Annotated in this window: 12 protein-coding genes; 4 read left to right on the top strand and 8 right to left on the bottom strand. The window is 52.0% G+C overall.

The features are described from left to right. Positions 1 to 5 precede the first annotated feature (5 nt). The 5 genes from cysG to ACFOSD_RS09355 are packed head-to-tail and all read right to left on the bottom strand — an operon-like array spanning position 6 to position 7,229. On the bottom strand, positions 6 to 1,406 hold the full coding sequence (gene cysG / locus ACFOSD_RS09375; RefSeq protein WP_380695817.1) for a siroheme synthase CysG: 1,401 nt from the start codon (positions 1,404 to 1,406) through the stop codon (positions 6 to 8). Then, positions 1,406 to 2,698, bottom strand: coding sequence for a serine--tRNA ligase (gene serS, locus ACFOSD_RS09370; protein WP_380695815.1), 1,293 nt, complete (start codon positions 2,696 to 2,698; stop codon positions 1,406 to 1,408). Before serS ends, cysG begins: the two co-directional genes overlap by 1 nt. Positions 2,699 to 2,740: 42 nt before the next feature. Continuing rightward, positions 2,741 to 4,120, bottom strand: a complete 1,380-nt coding sequence (locus ACFOSD_RS09365; RefSeq protein ID WP_380695813.1) for a replication-associated recombination protein A — start codon at positions 4,118 to 4,120, stop codon at positions 2,741 to 2,743. Beyond that, a complete protein-coding gene (gene lolA / locus ACFOSD_RS09360) occupies positions 4,117 to 4,773 on the bottom strand; it encodes an outer membrane lipoprotein chaperone LolA (RefSeq protein ID WP_380695811.1) in 657 nt (218 codons plus the stop codon). Before lolA ends, ACFOSD_RS09365 begins: the two co-directional genes overlap by 4 nt. A gap of 11 nt (positions 4,774 to 4,784) precedes the next feature. After that, the gene (locus ACFOSD_RS09355) at positions 4,785 to 7,229 is read right to left on the bottom strand and encodes a DNA translocase FtsK (protein WP_380695809.1); all 2,445 of its coding nucleotides are present in this window, start codon (positions 7,227 to 7,229) and stop codon (positions 4,785 to 4,787) included. Positions 7,230 to 7,333: 104 nt separating this feature from the next. Here ACFOSD_RS09355 and aat point away from each other — a divergent pair, with 104 nt between their 5' ends. From aat to infA, 3 genes are all read left to right on the top strand, one after another. Continuing rightward, entirely contained in the window at positions 7,334 to 8,068 is a 735-nt protein-coding gene (gene aat, locus ACFOSD_RS09350; protein ID WP_380695807.1) for a leucyl/phenylalanyl-tRNA--protein transferase, read from the top strand. Further along, positions 8,040 to 8,747 carry an arginyltransferase gene (locus ACFOSD_RS09345; RefSeq protein WP_380695805.1) on the top strand — a complete coding sequence of 236 codons (708 nt, stop codon included), beginning with the start codon at positions 8,040 to 8,042 and terminating at the stop codon, positions 8,745 to 8,747. The genes aat and ACFOSD_RS09345 overlap by 29 nt, the downstream gene beginning before the upstream one ends. Before the next feature lie 73 nt (positions 8,748 to 8,820). Next, positions 8,821 to 9,039, top strand: coding sequence for a translation initiation factor IF-1 (infA, locus tag ACFOSD_RS09340; protein WP_380695803.1), 219 nt, complete (start codon positions 8,821 to 8,823; stop codon positions 9,037 to 9,039). Positions 9,040 to 9,144: 105 nt separating this feature from the next. Here the strand turns inward: infA and clpA are convergent, their stop codons facing one another. Both clpA and clpS read right to left on the bottom strand, forming a co-directional pair. Continuing rightward, on the bottom strand, positions 9,145 to 11,427 hold the full coding sequence (gene clpA / locus ACFOSD_RS09335) for an ATP-dependent Clp protease ATP-binding subunit ClpA (protein ID WP_380695801.1): 2,283 nt from the start codon (positions 11,425 to 11,427) through the stop codon (positions 9,145 to 9,147). 15 nt (positions 11,428 to 11,442) lie between these two features. Further along, positions 11,443 to 11,793, bottom strand: a complete 351-nt coding sequence (clpS, locus tag ACFOSD_RS09330; protein ID WP_380695799.1) for an ATP-dependent Clp protease adapter ClpS — start codon at positions 11,791 to 11,793, stop codon at positions 11,443 to 11,445. A 192-nt stretch (positions 11,794 to 11,985) separates the two neighbouring features. Here clpS and cspD point away from each other — a divergent pair, with 192 nt between their 5' ends. Further along, positions 11,986 to 12,294, top strand: coding sequence for a cold shock domain-containing protein CspD (gene cspD, locus ACFOSD_RS09325; protein ID WP_380695797.1), 309 nt, complete (start codon positions 11,986 to 11,988; stop codon positions 12,292 to 12,294). Between the two features lie 178 nt (positions 12,295 to 12,472). On the opposite strand, the gene icd is transcribed toward cspD, so the two are convergent. After that, positions 12,473 to 13,729 (bottom strand): NADP-dependent isocitrate dehydrogenase, encoded by a 1,257-nt coding sequence (icd, locus tag ACFOSD_RS09320; protein WP_380695795.1) that lies wholly within the window; start codon positions 13,727 to 13,729, stop codon positions 12,473 to 12,475. Between the last annotated feature and the right edge of the window lie 22 nt (positions 13,730 to 13,751).

The following is a 13,751-nucleotide window of genomic DNA, read 5'->3' as shown; positions in this document are numbered from 1 at the left end:
TCCTGTCAGGCTTCTACCACATCTTTAAACCAATTCAATCTATGATGCAGCTGCACCACTTCGCCGACAATAATCAACGTAGGCGCCGAGACATCCTGTTGAGTAACTAAATCGACCATCGTTCTCAAGGTACCCGCAAAGACTCTATGCTGCGGTGTTGTACCCTTTTCAATCAGCGCGATGGGGGTTTCCGGGCTGCGACCATGTGCCTGTAATTGGGCACAAATCTCCGATAATCCGGTCAATCCCATATAAAACACGACGGTTTGATTGGTTTGTACCAGTTCTTCCCAAGGAAGATTAGCGCTACCATCCTTCAAGTGTGCGGTAATAAAACGTACGGATTGTGAATAATCACGGTGCGTTAACGGAATGCCACTGTACGCGGCGCAGCCTGAAGCGGCCGTGATGCCGGGCACCACTTGAAATTCGATGCCTTCGTCGGCCAGTCGGTCTATTTCTTCGCCGCCGCGACCAAAAATAAAGGGGTCCCCGCCTTTCAACCGACAGACACGTTTACCCGCGAGAGCATGTTGCACCAAGAGTTCATTGATGTTGTCCTGAGGGACGGCATGTTCGCTGCGTCGTTTGCCAACGTAGATCATCTCGGCATCGCGGCGCACAAGGGCCAGAATTGCCGGGCTGACCAATCGGTCGTACAGTACGATGTCCGCTTGCTGCATCAATCGCAGGGCTTTAAAGGTCAGCAAATCTGGGTCGCCAGGCCCTGCCCCCACTAGGTAAACTTCACCTTTCGACGTGGCATTTTGGGCGTAGGCATCCAGTTCTTCGTTCAACAACCTTTCTGCCGTTTGCATCTGTCCGGTCATGGCACGATCGGCAATGACACCGCTGAGTACCTGCTCCCAAAATCGCCGACGAGCAGCTTCGGGCAATCGGTCCTTTACCGTTTGGCGGTAGCGCCCGACCAGTTCGGCCAGCATGCCGTAACTGGCAGGAATCAGGCTTTCTAATTTGCCGCGCAGCAAACGCGTAAGTACCGGCGCTGCGCCACTGCTGGATACGGCAGCGACAACGGGTGAACGGTCTATCACAGCAGGAAAAATAAAAGTGCCCAAGTCAGGGTCATTGACCACGTTGACCGGCAGATGCAGCGCACGAGCATCCAGCGCTACCTGTTCATTCACTGCACGCTGGTCGGTGGCGGCCACGATCAATTGATGACCGGCCAGGTACTCGGAGGTATAGATGTCGGTGATAACGGTTACGGATTCTGCATGCTGTTCCGCAATACCTCGGACGGCGCGGGAAATTTCCGGCGCCACCAAGGTCACGTTCGCACCGGCTTCGAGCAACAGTTGCGCTTTGCGTGCGGCAATCGGCCCTGCCCCCACAATCAAGGCGTGTTGGTCGGTAACGCGATGAAAAAGCGGCAAGAAATCCATTAGCCGATGATGTCCAATCCGCCCATGTAACTGCGCAACACGTCAGGCACGACCACTCGGCCATCGGCTTGTTGATAGTTTTCCAACACGGCGACCAAGGCTCGGCCAACGGCCAGACCGGAACCGTTCAGTGTATGCACCAATTCCGGCTTGCCGGTTTCGGGGTTACGCCAACGGGCCATCATGCGGCGGGCCTGAAAATCCGTCATGTTTGAGCAGCTGGAAATTTCACGGTAGGTGTTCTGTGAAGGAATCCAGACTTCCAAGTCATAGGTTTTGGCGGCACCAAAGCCCATGTCGCCGCCACTCAACACGACTTTGCGATACGGCAGGTTCAGCTTCTGTAGGATGGATTCGGCGTGCAGAGTGAGTTCTTCCAAGGCGTCAAACGACACATCGGGGCGCACGATTTGCACCATTTCAACTTTGTCGAATTGATGTTGGCGAATCATGCCGCGGGTATCACGGCCATGAGAACCCGCCTCACTGCGAAAGCATGGCGTATGTGCTGTGTATTTTATCCGGCCATTTTCCGGCAGCTCCAGTATTTCGTCGCGCGCTAAATTGGTGAGCGTCGCTTCACTGGTCGGAATGAGGTAATAGTCCGTGTTGTTAAAGGGCACATGGAATAAATCTTCCGCGAACTTAGGCAACTGGCCGGTACCGTGCAACGATTGGGCGTTCACGATATACGGGGTATACACCTCTTCGTAGCCATGCTCGTTGATGTGGGTGTCGAGCATGAATTGCGCCAGTGCGCGGTGCATGCGGGCAATCTGATTTCGCATCACCACAAAGCGGCTACCGGTCAGCTTGATGCCTGCTTCAAAATCCAGCCCACCCAGTTGGGTACCAAGATCGACATGGTCTTTCGGTTCAAACGCCAATGTTGTCGGCTCGCCCCAACGCAGAATTTCCACGTTGGCGTTTTCATCTTCCCCTGCGGGGACGGATTCATGAGGAATATTGGGCACGCCCAGCAGCAAATGGTCCAGAGCATCTTGCACTGTTTTCAGTTGCGTGCCTAAGTCGGCCATTTTGTTGTCAATATCGGCGCTATCACGGGCCACCTGCGCGCGTGCGTCGTCGACACTCATGCCCTGCCCGATCAACACGCCAATCTGTTTCGATAATTTGTTTTTTGCCGCTTGATGTTGCTCGGTTTCTACTTGCAGCGCTTTACGCTGAGACTCAAGGGACTGAAATGCACTCACATCAAATGAGAAGCCTTTACGCGCCAGTTGACGGGCGATGGCATCTGGGTCTTGGCGAAGCGCTTTGATGTCGAGCATTTTATCTTCCTGTTTACAACGTACGAATGAATTCAACGACGGTCAGTCGTCCTGATGGTCTTGTGCAGTGCCCGGATGGGCCGGTGTATAACGTTTCTGAGTTGCCGTCTCGTTTAGACGTCTCAGATGGGCCAATTTTGCCGCAATTTTGCTTTCCAAGCCACGATCAACCGGATAATAGTGCCGGGTTTCCTGCATTTCTGGTGGGAAATAGTTTTCTCCCGCCGCAAAGGCGTCAGGTTCGTCGTGCGCATAACGGTAACCCTGTCCCATGCCCATATCTTTCATGAGCGTGGTAGGTGCGTTACGCAGATGCATGGGCACGGTATAGTCTGGCGTATTCTTCACGGTATCGCGCATGGCATTGAAGGCACTGTATACCGCGTTCGACTTGGCGGCGCAGGCGATATACACCACCGCTTGTGCAACGGCCAGCTCGCCCTCCGGCGATCCTAAACGGGTTTGTGCATCCCAGGCGTTCATGGCCAGTTGTAAGGCTCTTGGGTCTGCATTACCCACTTCTTCAGAGGCCATGCGTACCACCCGACGAGCGATGTACAGCGGGTCTGCACCGCCTTCGAGCATACGACAAAACCAATACAGTGCTGCATCCGGGTCGCTACCCCGAACCGATTTGTGTAAAGCAGAGATCTGTTCGTAAAACACATCCCCGCCTTTATCAAAACCCTTTATCTGTTCACCCAGCAAGTCAGCCAATAAGGCCGGGGTCACCGTTTGGTCGGCGGGAAGTTGCAGGGCAACCGATTCTAAGGTGTTCAAAGCGCGCCGGGCGTCACCCATGGCGGCTTGCGCAAGCAGAGCCAAGGCATCGTTGTCGAATCGTGTGCGCACCGACGCCAATTGTTCATCGTGCGCTAGGGCCTGTTGTAAAACGGCCAACAGCTCATCGGCGGTAAAAGAATTTAACCGATAAACCGTAGCGCGTGATAACAACGCGCGATTCAGCTCAAACGAGGGGTTTTCTGTCGTTGCGCCGATAAAAATAAGCGTACCGGCTTCAACGTGCGGTAAAAAGGCATCCTGCTGGGATTTATTAAAGCGATGGACTTCATCGACGAACAAGACGGTCATTTTACCGCGTTGTTGCGCGTGGCGTGCTCGCTCCACCACTTCTCGAATGTCTTTCACGCCACTCATCACGGCTGAAATTTGAATAAATTCAGCGTCCGTCGCCTGTGCCAAAAGCCGTGCTAAGGTCGTTTTTCCGGTGCCTGGCGGACCCCAGAAGATCATCGAGTGCAGAGTTTTATGGGTGAGCAGTTGATGGATAGGCCCTTGCGGGCCGAGCAGATGTTGTTGGCCTAAATAATCTTCTATCCGGTGTGGCCGCATCCGTTCGGCCAGCGGTTGGTATGGCGGCGGTTGCTGGCCGAATAAGTCGGTATCTGTAGCGCGGCTCATTGGCCCATTTGGTCGATCACATCGACACCCGCCGGAGGGTTAAACACAAAAATTTCGGGGTCCAGTTCCGGATTCAGCGTGAGGTTATCGAAATTCACCAAGGTGGTTTGATTGAATCCGTCACGCAATCGAATGCTGGTCGGTGTATTACCTTCAAACGCCAGGTCCAGTGATTCAATGGCGTTATTTTCCCCGCGCGGGGTCAACGTAAAAGTTGCGAACGGTGGGCGATTGACGATTTGTTCCACTGCGTATCGTTCGGTAATTTGCTCTCGCGTGCCGGTTAATACCAACGCGGGTGACTGTTCCCACTGCTCTTCTACCGGTTGGCGAATGGCTTGTGCCAGATCCATGTCGAATATCCACAGCGTGCCTTCGTTGACGTAAATTGACTGCTCATAAGGCACGTCGCTGTACCAGTAAAGTTGCGCTGGACGAACCAGTTGCAAGGTACCTGAAATGGTTTGGATGTTGGTTTCTGAGGCATCCAAGGTCAACTGACGAAAGTTGGTGCTCAGGCTGTTGAGGTTACTCAAACGCGCCATCAAGGCGTCAATGTCGTCGGCTAATGCGGAGTTACCGAGCGTCAATACGGCGACCAACGCTAAGGTACACAACCGCCGCACAACATAAAGGCTGTTACAAATTCGCATATAAACTCGTCTCATCGCTCCGGGGGTGGTGGTGCCAACACTTCACGAGCACCGTTATGGCCGGGAGAGGATACAATGCCGGCCGCTTCCATGGCTTCTATTAAACGAGCGGCCCGGTTGTATCCGATACGCAATTTTCGTTGCACTGACGAAATTGAGGCTTTCTGACTTTGCGTCACAAAGGCAACCGCCTCATCAAACAGTTGATCCGATTCCGGGTCATCGCCATTTTCATCCACCAGGCCGGTTAACATGCCCGCGTTATCTTGTTCACCGCTCAAAATGTCTTCGATATAATTCGGTGCGCCACGTTTCTGCCAGTCGGCCACCACCCGATGAACTTCGTCATCATCCACGAAGGCACCGTGCACGCGAATGGGGAGGCTGGTGCCCGGAGGCATATACAGCATGTCACCGTGTCCCAATAATTGCTCTGCTCCGCCTTGATCTAAAATCGTGCGTGAATCGATTTTAGACGAGACTTGAAACGCAATACGGGTTGGCACGTTAGCTTTGATCAAGCCGGTAATGACATCGACGGAGGGTCTTTGTGTAGCCAGTATCAGGTGAATACCCGCCGCCCGCGCCTTTTGAGCAATCCGGGCGATCAGTTCTTCTACCTTTTTGCCGACGATCATCATCATGTCGGCAAATTCGTCGATCACGACCACAATAAAGGGCAAGTGTTCCAGTTCGGACGCTTCTTCACCGTAGTGGTCTTCGGCTTTCCAAAGCGGGTCTTTCAGCGGCGCTCCAGCATCGGCCGCTTCTTGCACTTTGCGGTTGTAACCGGCCAGATTGCGCACGCCGACTTTCGACATCAGCTTATAGCGCCGTTCCATTTCGGCCACACACCAGCGCAAGGCATTGGCGGCATCTTTCATATCGGTGACCACGGGGGTCAACAGGTGCGGAATGTCGTCATACACGGAAAGCTCAAGCATTTTCGGGTCGATGAGAATCAAGCGCACATCCTGTGGTGTCGCTTTCATCAAGATGCTCAACAGCATGGCGTTGACCCCCACCGACTTCCCTGAGCCAGTTGTGCCCGCAACCAGCAAGTGCGGCATTTTGCCTAGGTTCGCTACCACTGGAACACCGGCAATATCGTGGCCTAAGGCCAGCGTTATTAATGAGCTGGCGTCTTGATAGGCACTTGCTGCGAGGACCTCTTTCAAGCTCACAATGGCACGGTTTTCATTTGGTACTTCGATACCGACCACAGACTTTCCGGGGATGATTTCCACCACCCGTACACTGACCATGGCGAGCGAGCGTGCTAGGTCTTTCGCAAGGTTGGAGATTTTACTGACTTTCACCCCGGCCGCCGGTTGAATTTCGAACCGGGTAATCACGGGACCAGGGCATACCGCGACGACTTCGGCCACCACGCCGAAGTCTTTCAGTTTATCCTCTAATAGGCGAGACAACTCTTCCAGCCGATCTTCACTATACCCTGCGTTCGGTTGATGCGGTGGCGGGTCCAGCAGTTCCAGACTGGGTAGGCCGCCCGACGTTCTTTCATCAAAAAGTTTGCGCTGTGCGGTTTTGGGGTGCTGTTCTTCTTGGTCCGGTTGTTGCTCGGATTTGAGAGGCTCTATTTTAATCGCGCGAATTTTTTCGGCAGGCGGAACGTCCGTAACGACAGGCTCTGTCCTGGCCGGGCGCGCTTTAGCTACTTCGGGCGCTTGGTCATCACTCAATACGGGTTCTTCAACCTGTCGCGGACGTGGTTTACGCATCGCCAGAGCACTCATGCGCGGGCCATGGCCATCGTTGTCCAGCCGAACGTCCAAGTTCTCACGCCGTTGTTGCATGGCCACCTGGCGCTCAACATTCGCCATATGTGCCTTCTCGCGTCGGTCCCGCAGCCAGACCACTGCCGAAATCACCCAACCGCCTAGGCGCTCGCACAGTCGAAGCCATGAAATATTGGTCGACAGCGTAAGGCCGAGCAGACAAAAAATTAGCCCAACAATGGAGGCAGCGGTTAAGCCGAGATACGGGTACCACCATTCACTGATGGCGATACCAATGTAGCCACCGGCAGAGAAGGCCAGGTTCGATGCAAAATGCAGAGTCAATAAGGTGCAGGAACCCATGGTAAAGAAGAACACGCCAATGGCACGCAACAGAACTAAGGGCCAAAACCACAGATGCTCCGAACGCCGTAAACGTACGATATTGATGGTCAAGAGTGCCAGCGCCGGGGGAATCAAAAAGGCGATCCACCCAGACACCGCAACGGTAAAGGAGGCAAACCATGCGCCGGCCGCCCCCGCCAGATTGGAAACACCCCTGCCCTGCCCGCTGGACACCCAGCCAGGATCTGCCGGGTTAAACGAATACAACGCCAAGGCCGCCAGCAAGGTGATTGCTGCCAACACCAACGCCATGCCTTCGTTGAGGAATCGGTGCCGAGTTGATTGATACTGTTTCTGCGCGTCTGACGTCATATAAAAAAGGCTTGGTAAACAACACGTTAGGGATTACAACTAATGGCGCGTACTATAGCACTCTATCTTTGTATCTAAAAACGTATTCACGGTTTGTACGTCCCATGTCCATTTACTGGTTAGACCCCAAACAGCCCCCGATATTTCCCCCGCCCGAATGGGCGCTGGATGATCCGAATGGTCTTTTAGCCACTGGTGGCGCTTTAACCGTTGAATGGCTCACACAAGCCTATTCACAAGGCATTTTTCCGTGGTTCAGCGAGGGCGAGCCTATTTTATGGTGGTCACCATCACCGCGCTGCGTGTTCATGCCCGGTGATTTACACATCACTAGACGATTGCGCCGCCAGATCCGCACCGTGCCAGACTTACGAATTACCCTCGGGACAGATTTTGATCAGGTGTTGCAATACTGTGCCGAAGTACCCCGGCATGGCCAGTATGGCACATGGATTACCGAAGGCATGCAGGAGGCTTACCGAGCGCTGCATCGAGCAAGTCATGCCACAGCCGTTGCGATATGGTCAGGACCGGAACTGCTAGGCGGCATTTATGGGGTGAGCCTTGGACAGATGTTTTATGGCGAGTCGATGTTTTCTCGCCAATCGGGAGGGTCTAAGATGGCGTTAGCTGTGGTGGACTATCTGGCTCGCCAAGGGGTGTGGCGTTGTGTTGATGCACAAGTTGAGAACCCACATTTAATGTCGCTTGGCGCTCGATTGATCTCGCGCTCACAATTCGAGCAAACGCTGCACGATGCCGTTGCTCAGCCATCAACACTTAAAGTAATTTCTGAAGAGTTTAGGTTGGATGCGTTTCTACAAGACCTCGCCACATGAATGCAGTTACATAAAAGGCCGACAAGCAGAAACGGTGTTTTTGAACCCCGAAATTGAGGTTTCTCCGGCGTTGTATGAACAACTGAATCAAGTGGGCTTTCGGCGCAGCGGCACACACATTTACCGACCTGATTGTCATGCCTGTAATCAGTGTTTGTCCTTGCGCATCCTGGCCTCCGAGTTTCGCCCTGCGCGTCGCCATCGACGACTGTGGAAAAAGACGGACCCCATTCTGCAATGGTCTGTTCGGCCGGTGCATTACGAAGACGCCTACTGGCAACTCTACGCGCGCTACATCAATGCACGGCATTCGTCGGGAGATATGTACCCACCCGTGCAAGAAGACTTTTACCGCTTTTTGTTTCAGCGTTCGGACTACGGATTTCTGCTGGAGGCACGACAAGATAATGAGCTGGTGTTAGTGATGGTGGTCGATCAGTTTCGTACCGGACTTAGCGCGGTATACAGCTTTTTTTGTCCCGATCGCCCTGAATGGTCTTTAGGTACTGTGGCGATTCTACAGCTCATCCGTGCGGCTCAGGAATTGAACATGCCTTATGTCTATTTGGGATATTGGCTGTCTGATGTGCCGAATATGCAATATAAAGCGACTTTTGCACCGGCAGAGATTTTTCATAATGGAAAATGGGAACCACTTATTGAATCGACGTTGACATAAGTTTTGCCCTTTGCTGCTTTTTCAGGCAGAATTGCGCGCCACAAATCACGATATATGAGGAAAAACAGGCATTATGGCGAAAGAAGACGTCATTGAAATGGAAGGCGAGATTCTCGACACTCTGCCTAATACCATGTTCCGCGTAAAACTGGAAAACGGCCACGTCATTACGGCCCACATCTCTGGAAAAATGCGGAAGAACTACATCCGCATACTGACTGGCGACAAGGTTAAAGTGGAATTGACGGCGTACGACCTGACCAAAGGTCGCATCGTGTATCGCTCTAAATAACCTGCTTTTGTTTCCTTGAAGCAAAAAAAGCGCCTATTGGCGCTTTTTGTCTTTTATGATCAACGTTAAAAACGTTACGCTCGTGAACGCGAGCGCATTATGTTTTTAGGCTTCTTCCAGCACTTTACCTGTTTTCGATTCCTTGAACATGAAGTGCAGACGACCTTCCTGAACGGATACTTCTACTTCTCCACCTGTGCTCAAGACACCGAATAACAACGCATCGGCCAGTTTCTTCTTGATTTCCTCTTGAATCAACCGAGCCATCGGGCGTGCACCCATCGCTTTGTCGTAACCTTTTTCAGCTAACCATTCGCGGGCATCGTCCTGTACGGTGATGTGAACTTTCTTATCGTCCAACTGCACTTGCAGTTCGACCAAGAACTTATCCACCACCGACATAATGACCTCACGTGGCAAGGCCGAGAATTGAATAATGCCATCGAGCCGATTTCTGAACTCGGGCGAGAACATTTTGCGAATCGCCTCATTGCCGTCGATGGCATGGTCTTGTTGCGAGAAGCCCATGGAACGTCTGCCCATATCCTCTGCGCCAGCGTTACTGGTCATCACCAATATGACGTTGCGGAAGTCCGCCTTGCGCCCGTTGTTGTCGGTCAAGGTGCCGTGATCCATAACTTGCAGCAGCAGGTTAAATACTTCAGGGTGCGCCTTTTCGATCTCATCAAGCAACAACACCGAATGCGGGTGCTTAGTGACGGCATCAGTTAACAGACCACCTTGGTCATAACCCACATAGCCCGGAGGTGCGCCAATCAAACGAGACACCGTATGCCGCTCCATGTACTCCGACATATCAAAGCGAATCAACTCTACGCCCAAAGCCTCCGCCAATTGACGTGTGACCTCTGTTTTACCGACCCCTGTCGGGCCAGCAAACAAGAAGGAACCGATCGGCTTATTGCCGTCTTTCAAGCCCGCACGAGCCATTTTGATGGCACTGCCCAGGGTATCAATGGCGTCATCCTGGCCGAACACGGTCATTTTCAGGTTGCGCTCAAGGTTCTTCAGCAACTCTTTGTCGTTCCGCGATACCGCTTTGGGTGGAATGCGCGCAATAACGGCGATGATTTCTTCAATCTCCGTCACACCTATGACCTTCTTACGACGACTGACGGGCTTCAGGCGCTGCGCAGCACCCGCTTCATCAATCACATCAATCGCTTTATCTGGCATGTGCCGGTCATTGATATAACGCGAACTCAAGGTCACCGCGGTACGCAGTGCTTTATCGGTGTAGCGAATATCGTGGTGCTCTTCGAAACGGCTCTTTAAGCCTTTCAGAATCTGATAGGTGTCGTCATCACTGGGCTCTACCACGTCGATTTTTTGGAATCGGCGAGTCAGTGCACTGTCCTTCTCAAAAATGCCACGAAACTCTTGAAAGGTGGTGGAACCCACACAACGCAATTCACCGCTGCTGAGCATCGGCTTCAATAAGTTAGAGGCATCCATAACGCCGCCAGACGCAGCACCTGCACCAATGATGGTGTGAATTTCATCAATAAAGAGAATGGCTTTTTCCCGTTTTTTCAACTGCGAAAGCAGCGATTTAAGCCGCTTCTCAAAATCGCCACGGTATTTAGTACCCGCCAGCAAGGAGCCTAGATCCAAAGAAAAGACTTCGGCTTCTATGATGATGTCCGGTACGTCGCCTTCTACAATCTTCTTCGCCAAGCCTTCAACGATGGCGGTTTTACCCACCCCGCTTTCACCCACCAACAGAGGGTTGTTCTTACGACGACGAGAGAGCACCTGAACCAGACGCTCGACTTCTTTTTCGCGCCCGACCAGAGGGTCGATTTTGCCGCGTTTCGCCAACTCATTGAGGTTGGTGACAAAGCTTTCCATGCCCTCGCCGGTTTCGCTATCGACCGCTTCTTCCGGCGCAGCATCTCGGCCTGGATGGGCATCCTGGCCTGAGTGATCATCAAGTTTTGAAATACCATGCGCGATGAAGTTCACCACGTCGATACGGCTGACATTTTGTTGCCGGAGCAAATAGACCGCTTGGCTTTCCTGTTCGCTGAAAATAGCGACCAGCACATTGGCACCGGAGACTTCATTCTTACCGGATGATTGGACATGAAAGACCGCGCGCTGCAACACCCGTTGAAAGCCCAGTGTCGGCTGGGTGTCTCGATCTTCGTCGTTCTGCGGAATCAATGGCGTGGTGGCGTCAATGAATTCGCTGAGTTCGCGGCGTAGACGGTCGGCGTCCACGGCGCATGCATCCAGTACTTCGGTCGCTGCTGTGTTGTCCAATAGAGCAAGCAGCAAATGCTCTACTGTCATGAATTCATGCCGCTTATCGCGCGCTTCTTTAAAAGCTTGATTGAGCGTACCTTCGAGTTCTTTGCTTAACATAAGCCACCTCGCTCGCTATTCCAATGGTTCTACTTCACACATCAATGGATGCTCATGGTCCCGGGCACACTGATTAACCTGTGTTGCCTTGGTTTCTGCAATATCTTTAGTATAGACGCCACACACCCCTTTGCCTTTTGTATGTACAGCGAGCATCACTTGTGTCGCTTGTTCTCGCCGCATGTTGAAAAACACTTCTAGTACCTCTACCACAAACTCCATGGGGGTATAGTCGTCATTTATCAAGACCACACGATACATAGCGGGACGCTTAAGCTCAGGCTCCGCCACTTGAGGCTTGATGGTCGGGGACGCGATGTCGTCCTGTTGGTACACCGCTAACCGTGTCTTCATCATCGTCAACATAACTGTTTTTTTAAACTCTCTGAACTATTACAGCAAGAAATGTGCACTGGATCATGTTTCACGAAACTATACTTGACACATCCGTTCGTCGGCTACTACATTGCTTCTATCTGATCAGATTTTGTGCAAACCAAGTGCGCTCGGTGATCAGGTAAAACATTCTACCTCAAATAGCAGTACAGGAGTGAAGTCATGCCTGCAGGGAAAGTAAAGTGGTTCAACAATGCTAAGGGTTACGGTTTTATTGTAGCAGACGGAAGTGACGAAGACTTATTCGCCCATTTTTCCACCATTACGATGGATGGCTACAAAACCTTAAAAGCAGGCCAGCCCGTTGCGTTTGATACCATGCAAGTGGACAAGGGCATACATGCGGTGAACATTCGCCCATGTAAAACCGAGGAAGAGGCAGTTCGTGTGGCATTGGAAATGGGCCAAGCGGATTTGCAACAGGAAACCGAGGCCACAGCCAATAAGGTTGGCAAAGCGATAAACGGCTAATCGGTTACACTGGCGGTTGTGTGCTACTCTCTCTGGCGGGACTCTGATTCCGCCCAAGCTTTTTTTGTCGTGCGTTTTATGACACTAAATCTTACGTAAACATCGACACAATGGCCTTACTGGCCAAAATTTCAACAAAAAAGGGTGCCGAAGCACCCTTTTTTGTTCATCGCCATAATTACATGCGGGCGATAATTTCTTTACCGAACTGTGATGCAGACACCAACTCGGCACCATCCATCAAACGATGGAAGTCATAGGTAACCTTTTTCTCACCAATCGCGGCAGAGGTACCTTTCAGGATCATATCCGCTGCTTCGGTCCAGCCCAAATGACGTAGCATCATTTCGCCTGACAGAATCAACGAACCTGGGTTCACTTTATCCTGACCGGCATACTTAGGTGCTGTACCATGGGTGGCTTCGAAAACGCCTACGGTATCAGACAGGTTCGCACCCGGTGCAATACCGATGCCGCCAACTTCTGCTGCCAGAGCGTCCGACAAGTAGTCACCGTTCAAGTTCAGGGTAGCGATGACGTCGTATTCTGCAGGACGCAATAGAATTTGCTGCAACATAGCGTCGGCGATTACGTCTTTAACGATAACGTTTTTGCCTGTTTTCGGATTCTTGAACTGCATCCATGGGCCGCCATCCAGCAACTCTGCGCCGAATTCGTCACGTGCAATTTCATAGCCCCAATCTTTGAAGGCACCTTCGGTGAACTTCATGATGTTGCCTTTGTGCACCAAGGTCAACGAATCACGGTTGTTGTCGACCGTGTATTGCAGAGCTTGGCGTACCAAACGCTTAGTGCCTTCTTCAGACACTGGCTTAACACCAATACCACACATGTCTTCAAAGCGAATGTTAGTCACACCCATTTCTTCGGTGAAGAATTTGATGACTTTTTTCGCTTCTGGCGAGCCTGCTTTCCACTCGATACCGGCGTAGATGTCTTCCGAGTTTTCGCGGAAGATCACCATGTCCACATCTTGCGGGTTTTTCACGGGGCTAGGTACACCCGTAAACCACAATACGGGGCGCTGGCATACGAACAGATCCAGCTTCTGACGAATGGCAACGTTTAGTGAACGAATGCCGCCACCGACTGGGGTGGTCAGAGGGCCTTTGATACCTACTTTAAAATCTTTCAAAGCTTCCAGTGTTTCTTCAGGCAACCAGGTGTCATCACCGTATACTTTAACGGCCTTCTCACCTGCGTAGACTTCCATCCACACCAGTTTGCGTTCACCGCCGTAAGCTTTTTCCACGGCAGCGTTCAATACGTCGAGCATCGGTGGTGTTACGTCAACACCGATACCATCCCCTTCAATGAAAGGAATGATTGGGTTATTCGGTACATTCAGAGAACCATCGGAATTGATGGTGATCTTGGTTCCTTCAGCAGGCACCTGGATCTTTTGATAGGCCATATTGCGCTCCATGTTTCAAAGA

The organism is Salinispirillum marinum, assembly GCF_042650105.1.
GTDB lineage: Bacteria > Pseudomonadota > Gammaproteobacteria > Pseudomonadales > Natronospirillaceae > Salinispirillum > Salinispirillum marinum.
This window is presented reverse-complemented; position numbering and strand designations above follow the sequence as displayed.